The 14211-nt window shown below is 72.4% G+C and carries 11 protein-coding genes; 4 read left to right on the top strand and 7 right to left on the bottom strand.

The annotated features are described in order from the left end of the window. Positions 1–95: 95 nt before the first annotated feature. Positions 96–1313, bottom strand: coding sequence for a L,D-transpeptidase (locus ACZ7L4_RS34885; RefSeq protein ID WP_472108871.1), 1218 nt, complete (start codon positions 1311–1313; stop codon positions 96–98). A gap of 146 nt (positions 1314–1459) precedes the next feature. On the opposite strand from ACZ7L4_RS34885, the gene glgX reads away from it, so the two are divergent. Continuing rightward, positions 1460–3730 (top strand): glycogen debranching protein GlgX, encoded by a 2271-nt coding sequence (gene glgX, locus ACZ7L4_RS34880; RefSeq protein WP_472108869.1) that lies wholly within the window; start codon positions 1460–1462, stop codon positions 3728–3730. A 3-nt stretch (positions 3731–3733) separates the two neighbouring features. On the opposite strand, the gene ACZ7L4_RS34875 is transcribed toward glgX, so the two are convergent. Beyond that, positions 3734–4168: a VOC family protein gene (locus ACZ7L4_RS34875; RefSeq protein WP_472108868.1), complete on the bottom strand. Its 435-nt coding sequence runs from the start codon at positions 4166–4168 to the stop codon at positions 3734–3736. Then, positions 4165–5037 carry an AraC family transcriptional regulator gene (locus ACZ7L4_RS34870; RefSeq protein ID WP_385769531.1) on the bottom strand — a complete coding sequence of 291 codons (873 nt, stop codon included), beginning with the start codon at positions 5035–5037 and terminating at the stop codon, positions 4165–4167. Before ACZ7L4_RS34870 ends, ACZ7L4_RS34875 begins: the two co-directional genes overlap by 4 nt. Before the next feature lie 135 nt (positions 5038–5172). Here ACZ7L4_RS34870 and ACZ7L4_RS34865 point away from each other — a divergent pair, with 135 nt between their 5' ends. Next, positions 5173–6288, top strand: coding sequence for an HAD family hydrolase (locus ACZ7L4_RS34865; RefSeq protein WP_472108866.1), 1116 nt, complete (start codon positions 5173–5175; stop codon positions 6286–6288). Between the two features lie 19 nt (positions 6289–6307). Here ACZ7L4_RS34865 and ACZ7L4_RS34860 read toward each other — a convergent pair whose 3' ends face one another. From ACZ7L4_RS34860 to ACZ7L4_RS34845, 4 genes are read right to left on the bottom strand one after another with little or no spacing between them, the layout of a single operon-like run. Next, entirely contained in the window at positions 6308–6961 is a 654-nt protein-coding gene (locus tag ACZ7L4_RS34860; protein WP_472108864.1) for a response regulator, read from the bottom strand. Beyond that, on the bottom strand, positions 6951–8252 hold the full coding sequence (locus ACZ7L4_RS34855) for a sensor histidine kinase (protein WP_472108862.1): 1302 nt from the start codon (positions 8250–8252) through the stop codon (positions 6951–6953). The genes ACZ7L4_RS34860 and ACZ7L4_RS34855 overlap by 11 nt, the downstream gene beginning before the upstream one ends. A gap of 35 nt (positions 8253–8287) precedes the next feature. Beyond that, positions 8288–9079, bottom strand: coding sequence for an ABC transporter permease (locus tag ACZ7L4_RS34850; RefSeq protein ID WP_472108860.1), 792 nt, complete (start codon positions 9077–9079; stop codon positions 8288–8290). After that, positions 9076–9996 carry an ABC transporter ATP-binding protein gene (locus ACZ7L4_RS34845; RefSeq protein ID WP_472108858.1) on the bottom strand — a complete coding sequence of 307 codons (921 nt, stop codon included), beginning with the start codon at positions 9994–9996 and terminating at the stop codon, positions 9076–9078. Before ACZ7L4_RS34845 ends, ACZ7L4_RS34850 begins: the two co-directional genes overlap by 4 nt. Positions 9997–10174: 178 nt before the next feature. Between ACZ7L4_RS34845 and ACZ7L4_RS34840 the strand changes: the two genes are divergently transcribed. Beyond that, positions 10175–12052, top strand: a complete 1878-nt coding sequence (locus ACZ7L4_RS34840; protein WP_472108856.1) for an ABC transporter ATP-binding protein — start codon at positions 10175–10177, stop codon at positions 12050–12052. Then, positions 12049–13926 carry an ABC transporter ATP-binding protein gene (locus tag ACZ7L4_RS34835; protein ID WP_472108854.1) on the top strand — a complete coding sequence of 626 codons (1878 nt, stop codon included), beginning with the start codon at positions 12049–12051 and terminating at the stop codon, positions 13924–13926. Before ACZ7L4_RS34840 ends, ACZ7L4_RS34835 begins: the two co-directional genes overlap by 4 nt. The last annotated feature ends 285 nt before the right edge of the window (positions 13927–14211 follow it).

Here is a 14211-nt window from a genome sequence, read left to right as displayed (position 1 = left end):
GCGCACTGCGAAAGATAACCACACGACCTGGGGAAACGGATCCCCAGGGATGTCACCGTTTCGTCCCAACAGCGGGGAGGATGCCCGACTTTCGGCTATCGCGTAAGCGCTCCCCCGGCCTTCCAGCGCGCCCAGTCCATGTTCCAGCCACCCATCCCGTTGTCCGGAGCGACCTTCTTGTCCGCGCTGTTCCTGACCTCCACCACGTCGCCGATCAGGCTGCCGTCGAAGAACCGGCCCGCCGGCGTACCCGAGCCGCCGCCCTTCACGTCGCGCAGGCCCACGCAGCCGTGGCTGACGTTGCTGCGGCCGAAGACGCCGCCCGACCAGTAGTTGCCGTGCAGGAAGGTGCCGGAGTCGGTGAGCCGGATGGCGTGCGGCACGTCGGGGATGTCGTACTCGCCGCCGAAGCCGACCGTGCGGCTGTCCATGCGGGTGACGGCGAGCTTCTCGCTGACGACCATCCTCCCGTTGTACGTCGTCGAGCCCGGCGCGCCCGCCGTGATCGGCACCGTGTCCACCACCTTGCCGTTCCTGCGCACCTTCATGGTGTGCGCCGCCGCGTCCACCACGCTGACCTGGCTGCGGCCGACCGTGAACGTGAACGCCTTGTCCTGGAGGCCGTAGACGCCCGGCGCCGCCTGTACGTCGCGCAGGCCCAGGTCGACCGTGACCTTCGTGCCGGGCTTCCAGTAGCGCTCCGGCCGGAAGTCGAGGCGGTTCCTGCCGAACCAGTGCGGGGCGATCTCCACGCCGGGCTCCGCGGTCACCCTGATCGCGCGCGCCACGGCGGCCCGGTTCTCGATCTCCCGGTTGAACGCGACCTTCACGATCATGCCGGTGCCGACCCGGGCCTGGTGCTCGGGCGTGACATAGCCGATGAAGCGCTTGTCGGGGACGTACGTCCTGAACGTGGTGTGCCGGGCCACCCTGCGCCCGTGGCCGTCGACCGCGACCGCGTCGACCTTGTACTGCGCGGCGAGCGCGAGGCGGTCCGCGCCCGGGCCCGTGGGGCGCCAGCGCATCGCGTCCCGCTCCAGGCGGCCCGGTACGGCGTGCTCCTCGGCGTCCTGGACCCTGACGACCTTGACCGACTCCAACCGGCCCTCGGAGACCGCGACCTGGAGTCGTCCCCGCACTCCCTTCGCCCCGTTCTCGGGCGAGACCCGGATCAGCTCCTTCGCGGACCGCGGCTTGCCGAACACCGTGTCGCCGCCCCCGCATCCGGCGAGCGCGCCCATCAGTCCCGCCCAGGTCAGTACGGCGCCCAGCGTCGCCCCTGCGTGCCGCGCACGCCTCACAGCTCTGTTCACGCCAAGGGCAACGACGTGCCCCCCGCTGGGGAAACGTGAGTGCGAGCGAAGCTCTGGGCAGAACAGTGGGAGGAAGCAGGGCGAGCGCGGCCGGGACGCCGCACGCCCCGCTGCCCAGGATCCGTGGAGCCGCGGGAGGCCGTCAGGTGTCGAGCGCACCCGAGCAGGAGGCAGTTCAGAGCGCGCCGCGCGGGGGCAACGGCAGAGCGCTGCCTGCCCCGTTCACCGGTCGCGGCCGCGAGCGGGAGCGCGTGTCCCCTCTGGAGCCGGTGTGGCCGGGCACGCCCGTGCCGCTCGGCGCCCGGTACCGGGTCGGCCCGGACGGCGTCGCGGGCACCAACTTCGCGCTGTGGGCGGGCGGCGCCGAATCCGTCGAGCTGTGCCTGTTCGACGAGGAGGGCCGCGAACGCCGGGCCCCGCTCACCGAGTTGACGCACGAGATCTGGCACGGCTTCGTACCGGGAGTACTGCCGGGTCAGCGCTACGGGTTCCGGGTGCACGGCCGCTGGGACCCGTGGACGGGCGCCCGCTGGAACCCGGCGAAGCTGCTGCTCGACCCGTACGCGCGGGCCGTGGACGGCGAGTTCGGCCTTCCGCCCGAGGTGTACGGGCATGTCCGGGACTGGCCCGAGCAGCATGTCGCCGACACGGTGCGCGACGACCGGGACTCGGCGCCGTACGTCCCCAAGGGCGTGGTCGTGCACGACGACGCGTCCGGTGACGAGTGGGTGGACGACCGGCGGCCGAAGACGCCGTGGGCGGACTCGGTGATCTACGAGCTGCACGTGCGCGGCTTCACCCGCCAACACCCTGACATACCCGAGGAGTTGAGGGGGACGTACGCGGGGCTCGCGCACCCCGCCGCGATCGAGCACCTGGTGAGGCTGGGCGTGACGGCGGTGGAGCTGCTGCCCGTGCACCAGTTCGCGCACGAGGACCATCTGCTGCGCCGGGGCCTGCGCAACTACTGGGGCTACAACTCCATCGGCTACTTCGCCCCGCACGCGGGCTACGCGGCGTCCGGCACGGCCGGGCAGCAGGTCGGCGAGTTCAAGCGGATGGTGCGGGCGCTGCACGACGCGGGCATCGAGGTCATCCTCGACGTCGTCTACAACCACACGGCGGAGGCCGGCGAGCTGGGCCCGATGCTGTCCCTGAAGGGCATCGACAACCGCGGCTACTACCGCCTCCAGGACGACGCACGGCGCTACGCCGACTACACGGGCTGCGGCAACACCCTGCACGTGGTGCAGCCGCAGGTGCTCAGGCTGATCACGGACTCGCTGCGCTACTGGGTCACGGAGATGGGCGTCGACGGGTTCCGCTTCGACCTCGCGGCGGCGCTCGCCCGCTCCATGCACGACGTCGACATGCTCTCCCCCTTCCTCGCCGTCATCGCACAGGACCCGGTCCTGCGCCGCGTGAAACTGATCGCCGAGCCGTGGGACGTGGGCTCGGGCGGCTACCAGGTCGGCTCCTTCCCGCCCCTGTGGACCGAGTGGAACGACCGCTACCGCGACGCCGTGCGCGACTTCTGGCGCGGTGCGCTGCCCGACGTACGGGACCTCGGGTACCGGCTCTCCGGTTCGAGCGACCTGTACGCGTGGGGCGGGCGCCGCCCCTACGCCTCGGTCAACTTCATCACCGCGCACGACGGCTTCACCCTGCGCGACCTCGTGTCGTACGAGCGCAAGCACAACGAGGCCAACGGCGAGGGCAACCGGGACGGCACGCACGACAACCGTGCCTGGAACTGCGGCGTCGAGGGCGAGACCGACGACGAGGGCGTACGGGCCCTGCGCAGACGGCAGTTGCGGAACCTGCTGACGACGCTGCTGCTCTCGACCGGGGTGCCGATGCTGGTCGCGGGCGACGAGTTCGGGCGCACGCAGCGCGGCAACAACAACGCGTACTGCCAGGACAACGAGATCAGCTGGGTCGACTGGTCGCTGCTCGACGACCCCGGCTGCCGGGAGCTGTTCGCGCTCACCGCACGGCTCGTCGCGCTGCGCCATTCGCACCCGGTGCTGCGGCGGAGGGCCTTCTTCTCCGGCCGGGCGCACTCGGCGGACGGGTTGCGCGACCTCGCCTGGTTCACCTCGCGCGGCACCGAGATGACGGAGGGCGACTGGTACGCGCCCGCCGGCACGGTCGGCATGTATCTGTCGGGGCGCGACATCCCCGGCCGCGACGCGCGCGGCGAGCCGGTGCGCGACGACAGCTTCCTCGCGATCCTGCACGCGGGCGACCGGGCCGAGAGCTTCGTGCTGCCGGGCGAGCCCTGGGCCCGCTCGTACGAGGTGGTGGTGGACACCGGCGAGGAGGAGCAGGGCGCGGCGCCGGACGTGCTGCACGAGGCCGGCGCCACGGTCACCGTCGCCGCGCGGACGGTGCTGCTCCTGAAGGTCAGGTCCTGAAGGTCAGGACGTGGGCCGCGGCTCGCCCGCGTACGTGCCGAAGGACCACAGGTTGCCCTCCGGGTCGACGATCGCGAACTCCCGGCTGCCGTACGGCTGGTCCTCGATCTCGCGGAGGATCTTGACGCCCGCGTCGACGAGCCGGGCGTACAGCTCGTCGACCCGGGCGGTCACGACGTAGCCGCCGAAGCTGCCCGGCTTCACGCACCAGGTGCCCGGCTCGGCGTCCGGCTTGTGGGAGCCGAGCATGATCCCGCCGCCCTCGGGCCAGTCGAGCTGGGCGTGGGCGACGCGGTCGCCGTCCTCGTAGACGGCGGTGCGCAGGAAGCCGACGGTGTTCACGAGGAAGTCGATGAGCGCGGGCGCGTCGTTCGCCTGGAGAGTGGGCCAGACGGCGGGCTCGCGCGGGGTCTGCTGGGTGCTCTGTGTGGTGTTCATGGCTCCGAGTCTTCGCCGTTGTGGTGTCCCCCGGCTTGGATGTTTCGGCACTCCTCGGCGATCCACCCGGTCGGGCTCAGGCCCGTGTACTGGCGGAAGTCGCGGACCAGGTGCGAGTGGTCGCAGTAGCCGTGCTCGGCGGCGACGCGGGACAGGTCCGGCGGGGCGCCCGCCGCCACGGCGCGGACGACGGCGGCCTTCGCGTGCTGGAACCGCATCAGGCGGGCGGCCTGCTTGGGGGCGAGGCCCGTCTCGGCGCGGAACAGCGTGGTGAGGCGGCGCTCGCTGAGGGCGACGTGCGCGGCGAGCCCCTTCAGGGTGCCGGCGCCGCGGTGCCGGGCGAGCCAGGTCCACGCCTCGGCGACCTCGGGGCGCACGCCGGCCAGCGGGTCGTCCGCCGTCCGCCGCGCCAGATAGCCGGAGACGAGGTCGAACCGGGCCCGCCAGTCGTCGAGTTCGGCCAGCTCCTCGCGCACGTGGGCCGCCGTCCGGCCGAGCACGTCCGTGCCCTCGACGGCGACGGGCCCCGCGAGTTCGGCCGCGGGGACGCCGAGCAGCGCGCGGGCGGCCAGGGGGTGCACGGCGAGCTGGATGCCGGCCTCGGAGCCGGACTGGGCGATGTACTCGGGGCGCTGGTGCAGGCCGCCCACGACGATGTCGGTGCGGACCGCGTCGGGGCCCAGGGCCTCCTCGGGGGTGTGGCCGCCGACGACCGGCTCGTCCAGGGTGAAGATCACCGTGAGGTACGGAGAGGGCAGGCCGCGGTGGAGCGCGGGAGGCAGGCCGCGGGTGCGATAGCCGACCGCCGAGACGATCGGGCCGCCGGGCCGTGGCGTCGCGCGCACGAACTCCTGGGAGCCGTTGCTCATGCCTCCAGTATGCGAGCCGGACACCGACTCCGTATGCGAGCCGGACATCTACCCGCGCCCGGCGGTCGCATGCCGGTCACGGACGGTGACCTCGATCATGGGAATCGGCGGCCGGTGGCTCTAGTGTGGCGCGCCGTGACCGAAGCCAGAAAGAACTCCCTGCGCAAGAAGCCCCTCGTCGCCGGTGCCGTGGGCGCCGCCCTCACCGCGGCGCTCGCCACCACCGTGCTGTGGCCGGACACCGAGGCGACGGCCGCCACCGGTCGGGACGCGACGGCGCGGACCGTCGCCGCCCAGCTGAAGCACTGGCCGCGGGCGCAGGCGAAGCAGCTCGCCCGGGTCGTGGCGGCGCACGAGGGCGAGAAGGGCGCGTACGCGACGTTCGACGCGGACAACACGACGTACCGCAACGACCTGGAGGAGTCGCTGCTGCCGTTCCTGGAGCAGAAGGGCGTCCTGACGCGGGACACCATGGACCCGTCGCTGAAGGTGATCCCCTTCAAGGACACGGCGGACCACAAGGAGACGCTCACCGAGTACTACAACCGGCTGTGCGAGGTCGACGACCAGGTCTGCTACCCGTGGGCCGCGCAGATCTTCTCCGGGTTCACGCTCAAGCAGCTCAAGGGCTGGGTCGACGAGCTGCTCGCGTACGACAAGCCGCTGCCGGGCGGCGCGAAGCCGCCGGAGTTCTCGGAGGGGATGCGCGAGCTGTACCACGCGCTGCGCTCGCACGGCATCGAGGTGTACGTGGTGAGCGCCGCGAGCGAGGACCTCGTCCGCATGGTGCTGGCCGATCCGAAGTACGGCTACGACGTGAAGCCGGAGAACGTCCTCGGGGTGGCCGCGCTCCTGAAGGACCGCAAGACGGGTGACGTGACGAGTTCGCGCAAGGAGATCGCCGCCGGGACGTTCGACCAGAAGGCCCTGGAGAACCGGGAGTTGACGCCGAAGCTGTGGGCGCCCGCGACCTGGTACGAGGGCAAGCCCGCCGCCATCAGCACGTACATCGACGCCTGGAAGAAGCCGGTCCTCGCCGCCGGGGACACCCCGAAGAGCGACGGGCCGATGCTGTTCCGCTCGGTGGACGTGGCGCACGGCGGCGTGCGGGTGTGGGTCAACCGCAAGGACAGCTACATGAAGGAGCTGGACGCGATGAAGGCGGACGGGGCGAAGCGGCAGAAGGAGCTGGGCCAGAAGGTGACCGCCGACAAGCGGTGGGTGACGGTGACGCCGGACGAGATCCGCTGAGCCGTCGCGTATCCGGGCCTCAGCCGAGGATCTTGCGGTCGTACGCCACCGCGACCGCCGCCGCGCGGTCCTTCACGCCCAACTTGCCGTAGATGTGGGTGAGATGGGTCTTGACCGTGGCCTCGCTGATGAACAGCTCGCGGGCGATCTCCTTGTTCGATGTGCCCTTCGCGACCAGGACCAGGACCTCGCGCTCGCGGGCCGAGAGCGTCTCGTCCACGGCGGGCGCGGGCGTGCGCACGGCCGTGACCAGGCGGGACGCGACCGCCGGCGACAGGACGGTGCGGCCCTCGGCCGCGGCCCGTACCGCCGTGAAGAGCTCCTCGCGCGGGGCGTCCTTGAGGAGGTAGCCGGTGGCGCCCGCCTCGATCGCGGGCAGCGTGTCGGAGTCCGTGTCGTACGTGGTGAGGACCAGGACGCGGGCGCGCACGCCCTGCCTGGCCAGCTCGCGGATCGCGTCGACGCCGTTGCCGCCCGGCATCCGGAGGTCCATGAGGACGACGTCCGGGTCGAGGGCGGCGGCGCGGGCGACGGCCTCCACCCCGTTCGCAGCCTCGCCGAGGACCGTGAAGCCGGTGGTCGACTCGAACATGCCGCGCAGACCGTCCCGTACGACGGGGTGGTCGTCGACGATCAGCAGGCTGATGGCGGGAGGCGCGGAGTCACTGGTCATGGCGCACCAAAGGTACGTGAGCGGAGATCGCGGTGCCGCCGCCCTCCTCCGACTCGACGGTGACGCCGCCCGCGAGGCGCTCGGCGCGGGCCCGCATGCCGTCGAGGCCGAAGCCGCCGCTGCCGGAGCGGGCGGGGACGGCGAGGGGGTCGAAGCCGCGGCCGTCGTCGCGCACGTCGAGGGTGACCTGGCCCGCCATGAAGGAGAGGGTGACGCCGACGCGGGTGGCGGCGGCGTGCCGGGCGGCGTTCGACAGCGCCTCCTCGGCGATCCGCAGCAGGCTCGCCTCGATCTCCTCGTGCAGCGGCTCGGCGGTGCCGGTGAGGGTGAAGTCGGCGCGGACGCCGGTGCGGGCCGACCAGTCGGCGACGGTCTTCTTGAGGGCCTCGGCGAGCGTCGCGTCGTCCAGGGCGGCGGGCGCCAGGTTGTGCACGGAGCGGCGGGCCTCGCCGAGGCTGTGCCGGGCGAGGTCGGCGGCCCGGTCGAGGTGCTCGCGGGCCAGGTCCCGGTCGTCGGTGCCCGCGACGACCTGGAGCTGGGCGATGATCCCGGTCAGGCCCTGGGCGATGGTGTCGTGGATCTCGGCGGCGAGCCTGCGCCGCTCGTCGGAGATGCCTGCCTCCCGCGCCTGGACGAGCAGTTGGGAGTGCAGGGCGGCGTTCTCGTCGAGCGCGTCCTGGAGCGCCTTGTTGGTGCGCTCCAGCTCGGCGATGGTCGCGACCTGGGCCTCGGTGCGGTCCCGCTCCTTGGAGTCGAGGTGGATCATGGCCGCGACCAGCGCCATGTTGATGGCGTAGAGCGCGCCGAACAGCCCCCACTGCGCCGCGTTCTTCGGCGGGAGCCCGCCGGACTGCGAACCCGCGAGGATCACGGCGGACGCCGCGAGCCCCGGCTTGATCAGCCTGGGCAGCAGGAAGCGGTCGGCGCCGAAATAGCCGATGGCGGCGTAGAACGCGAAGAGCGGGTTGATCCACGCGAGGCCGAAGGCGAGCGCCCAGCGCAGCCCGTAGTAGACCGACCCGGTGACCGAGGGCCCCTTCGCGGCGAGCCGGGCCCGCACCGCGGCGCCCTCCAGGACCGCCGCCGCGACGACCAGGCCCGCCATCGCGTACCAGCCGGGCCGTGTCACTCCGAAGGGGGCGTTCGTCGGCACCGAGAGCAGCACGCTGACGCCGAGCAGCGCGTACGGCGAGTAGCGGTGGAACTCCCGCCACCGCCGCTCGACGTCCGCGACGGCCTCGCCGAGCGAGCCGCCCGCCGCCCGTCCGTCCTGTGGGTCCCGCTCGTCCATGCCCCCAGTCTGCGCGACCACGCCCGCCTCCCCGGTCATTCCCAGCGGAACCAGCGCGCGGCCGCGCCGGTCAGGCCCGCGGCCCACAGGGCGAGCACGAGCAGGTGCGACCAGGCGGGCCAGTCGCCCGCAGCGGCCTGGTTCAGGGCCTGCGCGGCGGCGCCGAACGGCGTCAGCTCGACGATCCGGGCCAGCGTGTCCGGCATCGCCTGCACCGGCAGCCAGACGCCCGCGCAGAACATCGCGGGGAAGAAGACGACCGAGCCGATCGCGTTGGAGATCTTGGTCGTACGGGCCCGGGAGGCGATCAGCGCGCCGAGGGCGAGGGAGACGACGACGGACAGGACGAGCGCGAGCAGATAGCCCCCGAGCTGTCGCGGCAGCGCCACATCGAAGGCGATCCGGCCGACGGCGAGGCAGACGGCGACGGAGACGAGGACGGCGACGCCGTGGATGCCCATCTGCGCGCCGAGGACGGCCGTCGGCCGCACCGGCGTGGTCGACATCCGGCGCAGGATGCCGCGCTCGCGGTAGCCGGTGATGATCGGCGGCATCGACTGGATGCCGCCAGCGATCATGCCGAGCAGCACGGTGACGGGCACGTAGGCGTCGACGAGGCGGATGCCGCCGAGCCCGGCGTCGGTCTCCCGGAAGGACGGGATGGAGCCGAGGATCACGAGCAGGGCGACGGGGAACAGCAGGATCCCGAGCAGGCTGCCGGCCTCGCGCCGGAAGAGCGTGAACTCGGCCTTGAGAACGGCCCGGTTGACGGCGGCCCGCTCGGCGGGGGCGACGGCGGTGCTGCTGGGCGCGGTGGCGGTGGTCATGACTGTCCGGCTCCCGTCAGGTCGAGGAACGCGTCGTCCAAGGTGGCGTCGGACACGCGGAGTTGGTGGGCGGTGACGCGGTGCCGGGCGAGCAGCGTGAGGACGGCGTTCACGGTGTCCTCGCCGCCGGTCAGGGTCACCCGGCCGTCCTTGTGCTCCGTGGAGGCGAGGCCCGGCAGCGCGGCGAGTTCGCGCTCGTCGAGCGGCGCGGACGGGGTGAACGAGATGACGGTGGCGCCCGCGGCCTGCCGGATGAGACCTGCCGGGGTGTCGAGCGCGGCGACGCGGCCCTTGTCGATCACGGCGATCCGGTCGCAGAGCCGCTGCGCCTCCTCCATGAAGTGCGTGACGAGGAGGACGGTGACGCCGCTGTCGCGCACCTCCTCGATGAGCTCCCAGGTGTCGCGGCGCGAGCGCGGGTCGAGCCCGGTGGTCAGCTCGTCGAGGACGACGACGCGGGGGTTGCCGACGAGGGCGAGCGCGATGAACAGGCGCTGCTTCTGGCCGCCGCTGAGCTTCGCGAACCGGGTGCCGAGCTTGTCGGTGAGCCGCAGCCGGTCGGCGAGCGGCCGCCAGTCGAGGGGCGCGGGATAGAAGGCGGAATACAGCTCAAGGGCCTCCTTCACGGTCAGCTTCGGCTGGATCTCGCTCTCCTGGAGCTGCGCGCCGAGGATCCCGGTGACCTGTGCGTGGTCGCGCACGGGATCGAGCCCCGCGACCCGGATGTGCCCCTCGTCGGCCGCGCGCAGCCCCTCGACGCACTCGACGGTCGTGGTCTTGCCCGCGCCGTTCGGCCCGAGGATCCCGAAGATCTCGCCCTCGCCGACGGTGAAGGACACCCCGTCGACGACGGCCCGCCCGGCGTACGTCTTGCGCAGCCCGGCGACCTCGATGAGCGGTGCAGTGGTGGTGGTCATGGCATCAAGACTCGCCGCGGGGGCCCTGCCGGGGCATCGGCCATCGCGCTCGAGCACGCATCAGCCGATCGGTTGATGGCGGGTACGACTCCCGGGGCGTCGCAAGTGCTGGGGCCTCGCGGGTGCCGGGCCGAAACTCGGTGGGCGTTGTCAGTGGCAATCCGTAGGCTCGCTCCTGATGCCGAAGACGACACGTGCCACCACAGAGACGACCGGCCAACTCTCCGCCGTGCGGACGCTGTTGCGGCTGTGGCCGTACGTGCGTCCGGTGCGCGCGAGGTGGGCGGGCGCGGCGTTCGTGGCGGTGCTCGCGTCGTGTCTGGCGCTGGTCTTCCCGCTGGTCCTGAAGTGGATCGTGGACGGCCCGGTGACCGAGCGCGATCCGGGCGGGGTGTGGCTGGGCGCCGGGGTGCTGCTCGGGCTCGGCATCGCGGAGGCGCTCCTGTTCGGCCTGCGCAGATGGCTCGTGGCGCGACCGCTGGCCGGGGTGGAGGCGGCGTTGCGCGCGGATCTCTACCGGCATCTGCAGCGGCTCCCGGTCTCCTTCCACGACCGGTGGGCCTCGGGCCAGTTGCTCTCGCGCGGCACGACGGACCTGATGGTGCTGCGGATGTTCCTCGCCTTCCCGCTGACGTTCCTGATCGTCAACGGCGTGACGATCCTGGCCGGGCTCACCGTGCTGATCGTCCAGGACTGGGGGCTCGGCCTCGTCCTGCTCGCCCCTGCCGTCCCGCTGATCGCGTTCTGCTACAAGTTCGAGGGCGGGTACGCGCACGCCTCGCGCCGCGCGCAGGACCAGGTCGGCGATCTGACGACGGTCGTCGAGGAATCGGTCCTCGGCATCCGCGTCATCAAGGGCTTCGGCCGGCACCGCAGCCAGGCCCGCGCCTTCCGCGACCTGGCGCGCACGGTGCGCGGCACGGAACTGCTCAAGGCGCGCCTCCTCGCCGGGATCCTCACGGTGATCACGCTCCTTCCCGAGGTGGCGCTCGGCGCGGCGCTGGTGATCGGCACGGTCCAGGTGTCCGACGGCTCGCTGTCGGCGGGCACGCTCGTCGCGTTCCTGTCCACGGCGCTGGCGCTGCGCTGGCCGATCGAGTCCATCGGCTTCCTGCTGGCCATGAGCCAGGAGGCGGCAACGGCGACGCGGCGGTACTTCGAGGTGCTGGACGCGGACCCGGAGGCGAATCAAGCCCGCCTTGTGTACGAGAGCCAGCGGGGTCCGGGGCAGAGCCCCGCGCCCGCAACCCCGCTCCCGTCCCCGGCGCCACAGGGCGAGACCGATGACGGCCTGCGCTTCGAACGCGTCGCCTTCCGCTACCCCGACGCCGCCGAGGACTCCACCCCCACGCTGACGCACGTCGACCTGCACATCCGCTCGGGCGAGACCTTGGCGCTCGTCGGCGCGACCGGCAGCGGCAAGACCACGCTCACCGCGCTCGTGCCCCGGCTCTACGACGTGACGGAGGGCCGCATCACGCTCGACGGCCGGGACATCACCGCGATGCCGCGCGCCGAGCTGCGCGAGCTGGTGTCCGTGGCGTTCGAGGAGCCCACCTTGTTCTCCGCATCGGTCGCCGAGAATGTCCTGATGGGAGCCTCCGAGGACACGGGGGCCGCGGACCTGGAGCAGGCGCTCGGCGTCGCACAGGCCGAGTTCGTGCACCGGCTTCCCGACGGCGTCGACACGGAGGTCGGCGAGCAGGGCCTGAGCCTGTCCGGCGGCCAGCGCCAGCGCCTCGCCCTGGCCCGCTCGGTCGTGGGCACGCCCCGCTTCCTCGTCCTGGACGACCCGCTGTCCGCGCTCGACGTGCACACGGAGGCGGCCGTGGAGGCGGCGCTGCGGCGCGTCCTCGCGGACAGCACGGCCCTCGTGGTCGCGCACCGGCCGTCCACGGTCCTGCTCGCCGACCGGGTGGCGCTGCTGTCCGAGGGCCGGATCACGGCGGTGGGCACCCACCACGAACTGCTGCGCACGAACGCCGAGTACAGACATCTCATGTCGGGCGAGCACCCCGGGGAGACGGACGCGAAGACGGAGACGGAGCGCGTATGACGACGACCGCGAAGCCGGACGACAGGACGGGCGCACAGGGCGACCCCCGGCAGCCCGAGGACATCCGGCCGCACTCCCCCGGCGACCTCTTCGACCAGGACGACCTGCCGACGCCCCAGGGTGCGACGGGCGGGCTGCTGCGCTCGCTGCTCGCGCCGCACCGCCGCATGGTGGCCCTCACGGTCCTCGCGCTGCTCCTGCAACAGGCCGCCGTGCAGTCGGGGCCGCTGATCGTCGCGTACGCCATCGACAGCGCGGTCCCCGCGTTCCGGGCGCACGACTATGGGCCGCTGATCGTCGTCGGCGGGGGCTTCCTGCTGTGCGCGGTCGGCTCGGCGGCGTTCGTGTACGCGTACATCCGCTGCTCGGCCCGCGTCAGCCAGAACGTGCTGCTCGACCTGCGCGGACGCATCTTCCGGCACGCGCAGGCGCTGAGCGTCGACTTCCACGACCGGTACACCTCGGGCCGGGTCATCTCGCGGGCCACCACGGACGTCGAGGCGCTGCGCGAACTGCTCAGCGAGGGCCTCCAGGAACTGGTCAACGTCATCGTGGGCTCGGTCTACATCACGGCGATGCTGCTCTGGCTGGACCTCGGCATCGGGGCGGTGGCGGCCCTGTCCTTCGGGCCGCTCTACGTCCTGATCCGGCTGTACCGGCAGCGGGCGGCGCGGGCGTACGCGGAGCGCTCCTCGGCGATCGCCGCGGTCATCGTGAAGTTCGTCGAGACGATGAACGGGATCCGGCCGGTACGCGCCTTCCGCCGCGAACGCGCCAACGACGAGCACTTCGCGCGGCTCAACCACCGGCACGAGCGGTCCAATGGCACGGCGATGCTGGAGATGGCGCGCTACGTCGTCGGCTCCCGGCTGCTCGCGAACACGGCGGTGGCGGGCATGGTGCTGTGGGGCGCGTACCGGGTCGCGGGCGGCACGCTCGAACTCGGCGTCCTGGCGGCCGCGGTGCTCTACATCCGCCGCCTGTACGACCCGATCGACCGCCTGGCGATGTTCCTCAACGCGTACGAGAGCGCGGCCGCGTCCCTCAAGAAGATCGCGGGCCTGCTCGTGCAGACCCCCTCGGTACCGGAATCGGCCACGCCGCGCCCGCTGCCCGCCCGGGAGAGCGAACTGCCGGGCCGCGAGGTCGAGTTCAGGTCGGTCTCCTTCGGCTACCGCACGGGCGGCGAGGTCCTCCCCCGCTTCGACCTGACGCTGCCGGCCGGCCAGACGGTGGCGGTGGTCGGCTCCACCGGAGCCGGCAAGTCCACCCTGGCCAAGCTCCTCGCCCGCTTCTACGACCCGTCGCACGGCGAGGTCCTGCTCGACGGTGTGGACCTGCGCGACCTGTCCAACGCGGAGCTGCGCCGCGGGGTCGTCATGGTGACCCAGGAGGCGTTCCTCTTCTCCGGCACGGTCGCCGAGAACATCGCGATCGGCCGCCCCGAGGCGACCCGCGCGGAGATCGAACAGGCCGCGAAGGCCATCGGCGCCCACGACTTCATCGCGGCGCTCCCCGACGGCTACGACACGGACGTCCGCAAGCGGGGTGGCCGGATCTCGGCCGGCCAGCGCCAACTGGTCGCCTTCGCCCGCGCCCTCCTCGCCGACCCGGCGGTCCTGATCCTCGACGAGGCGACCAGCTCGCTCGACATCCCCGGGGAGCGGGCGGTGCAGCGGGCCATGCGGACGGTACTGCGCGGCCGCACGGCGGTCGTCATCGCGCACCGCCTGTCGACGGTGGAGATCGCGGACAGGGTGCTGGTCATGGCAGCGGGCAAGGTGGTCGAGGACGGCCCCCCGTCCGAACTCATCGCCGCAACAGGCGAGTTCGCCACCCTCCACCGAGCGTGGCGCGACAGCGTGATCGGCTGAGCTCGGCCCCTTCAAGCCCCGCCGGCGATTGAGGCGCGGGGTCCGGGGCAGAGCCCCGATCTTTTACAGCCCCTGCGGCGATTGAGCAGCGGGGCCCGGGGCAGCGCCCCGCGACCGCAACCACGTCACCGGCTAACGAACCACGCACACCGGACAACGAACGATTTCCGGCCAACCTGTTGACGGGCTCCTGACACGCGGCAGCGCGTGGTGCCACTCTCCCAACCGCACCACTCCGCAATTGCGCTCTGCCCGGACGGCCACCCGCCGCCCGTTCCCCACTGG

It is taken from the genome of Streptomyces sp. NPDC107575 (assembly GCF_055657265.1).
This window is presented reverse-complemented; position numbering and strand designations above follow the sequence as displayed.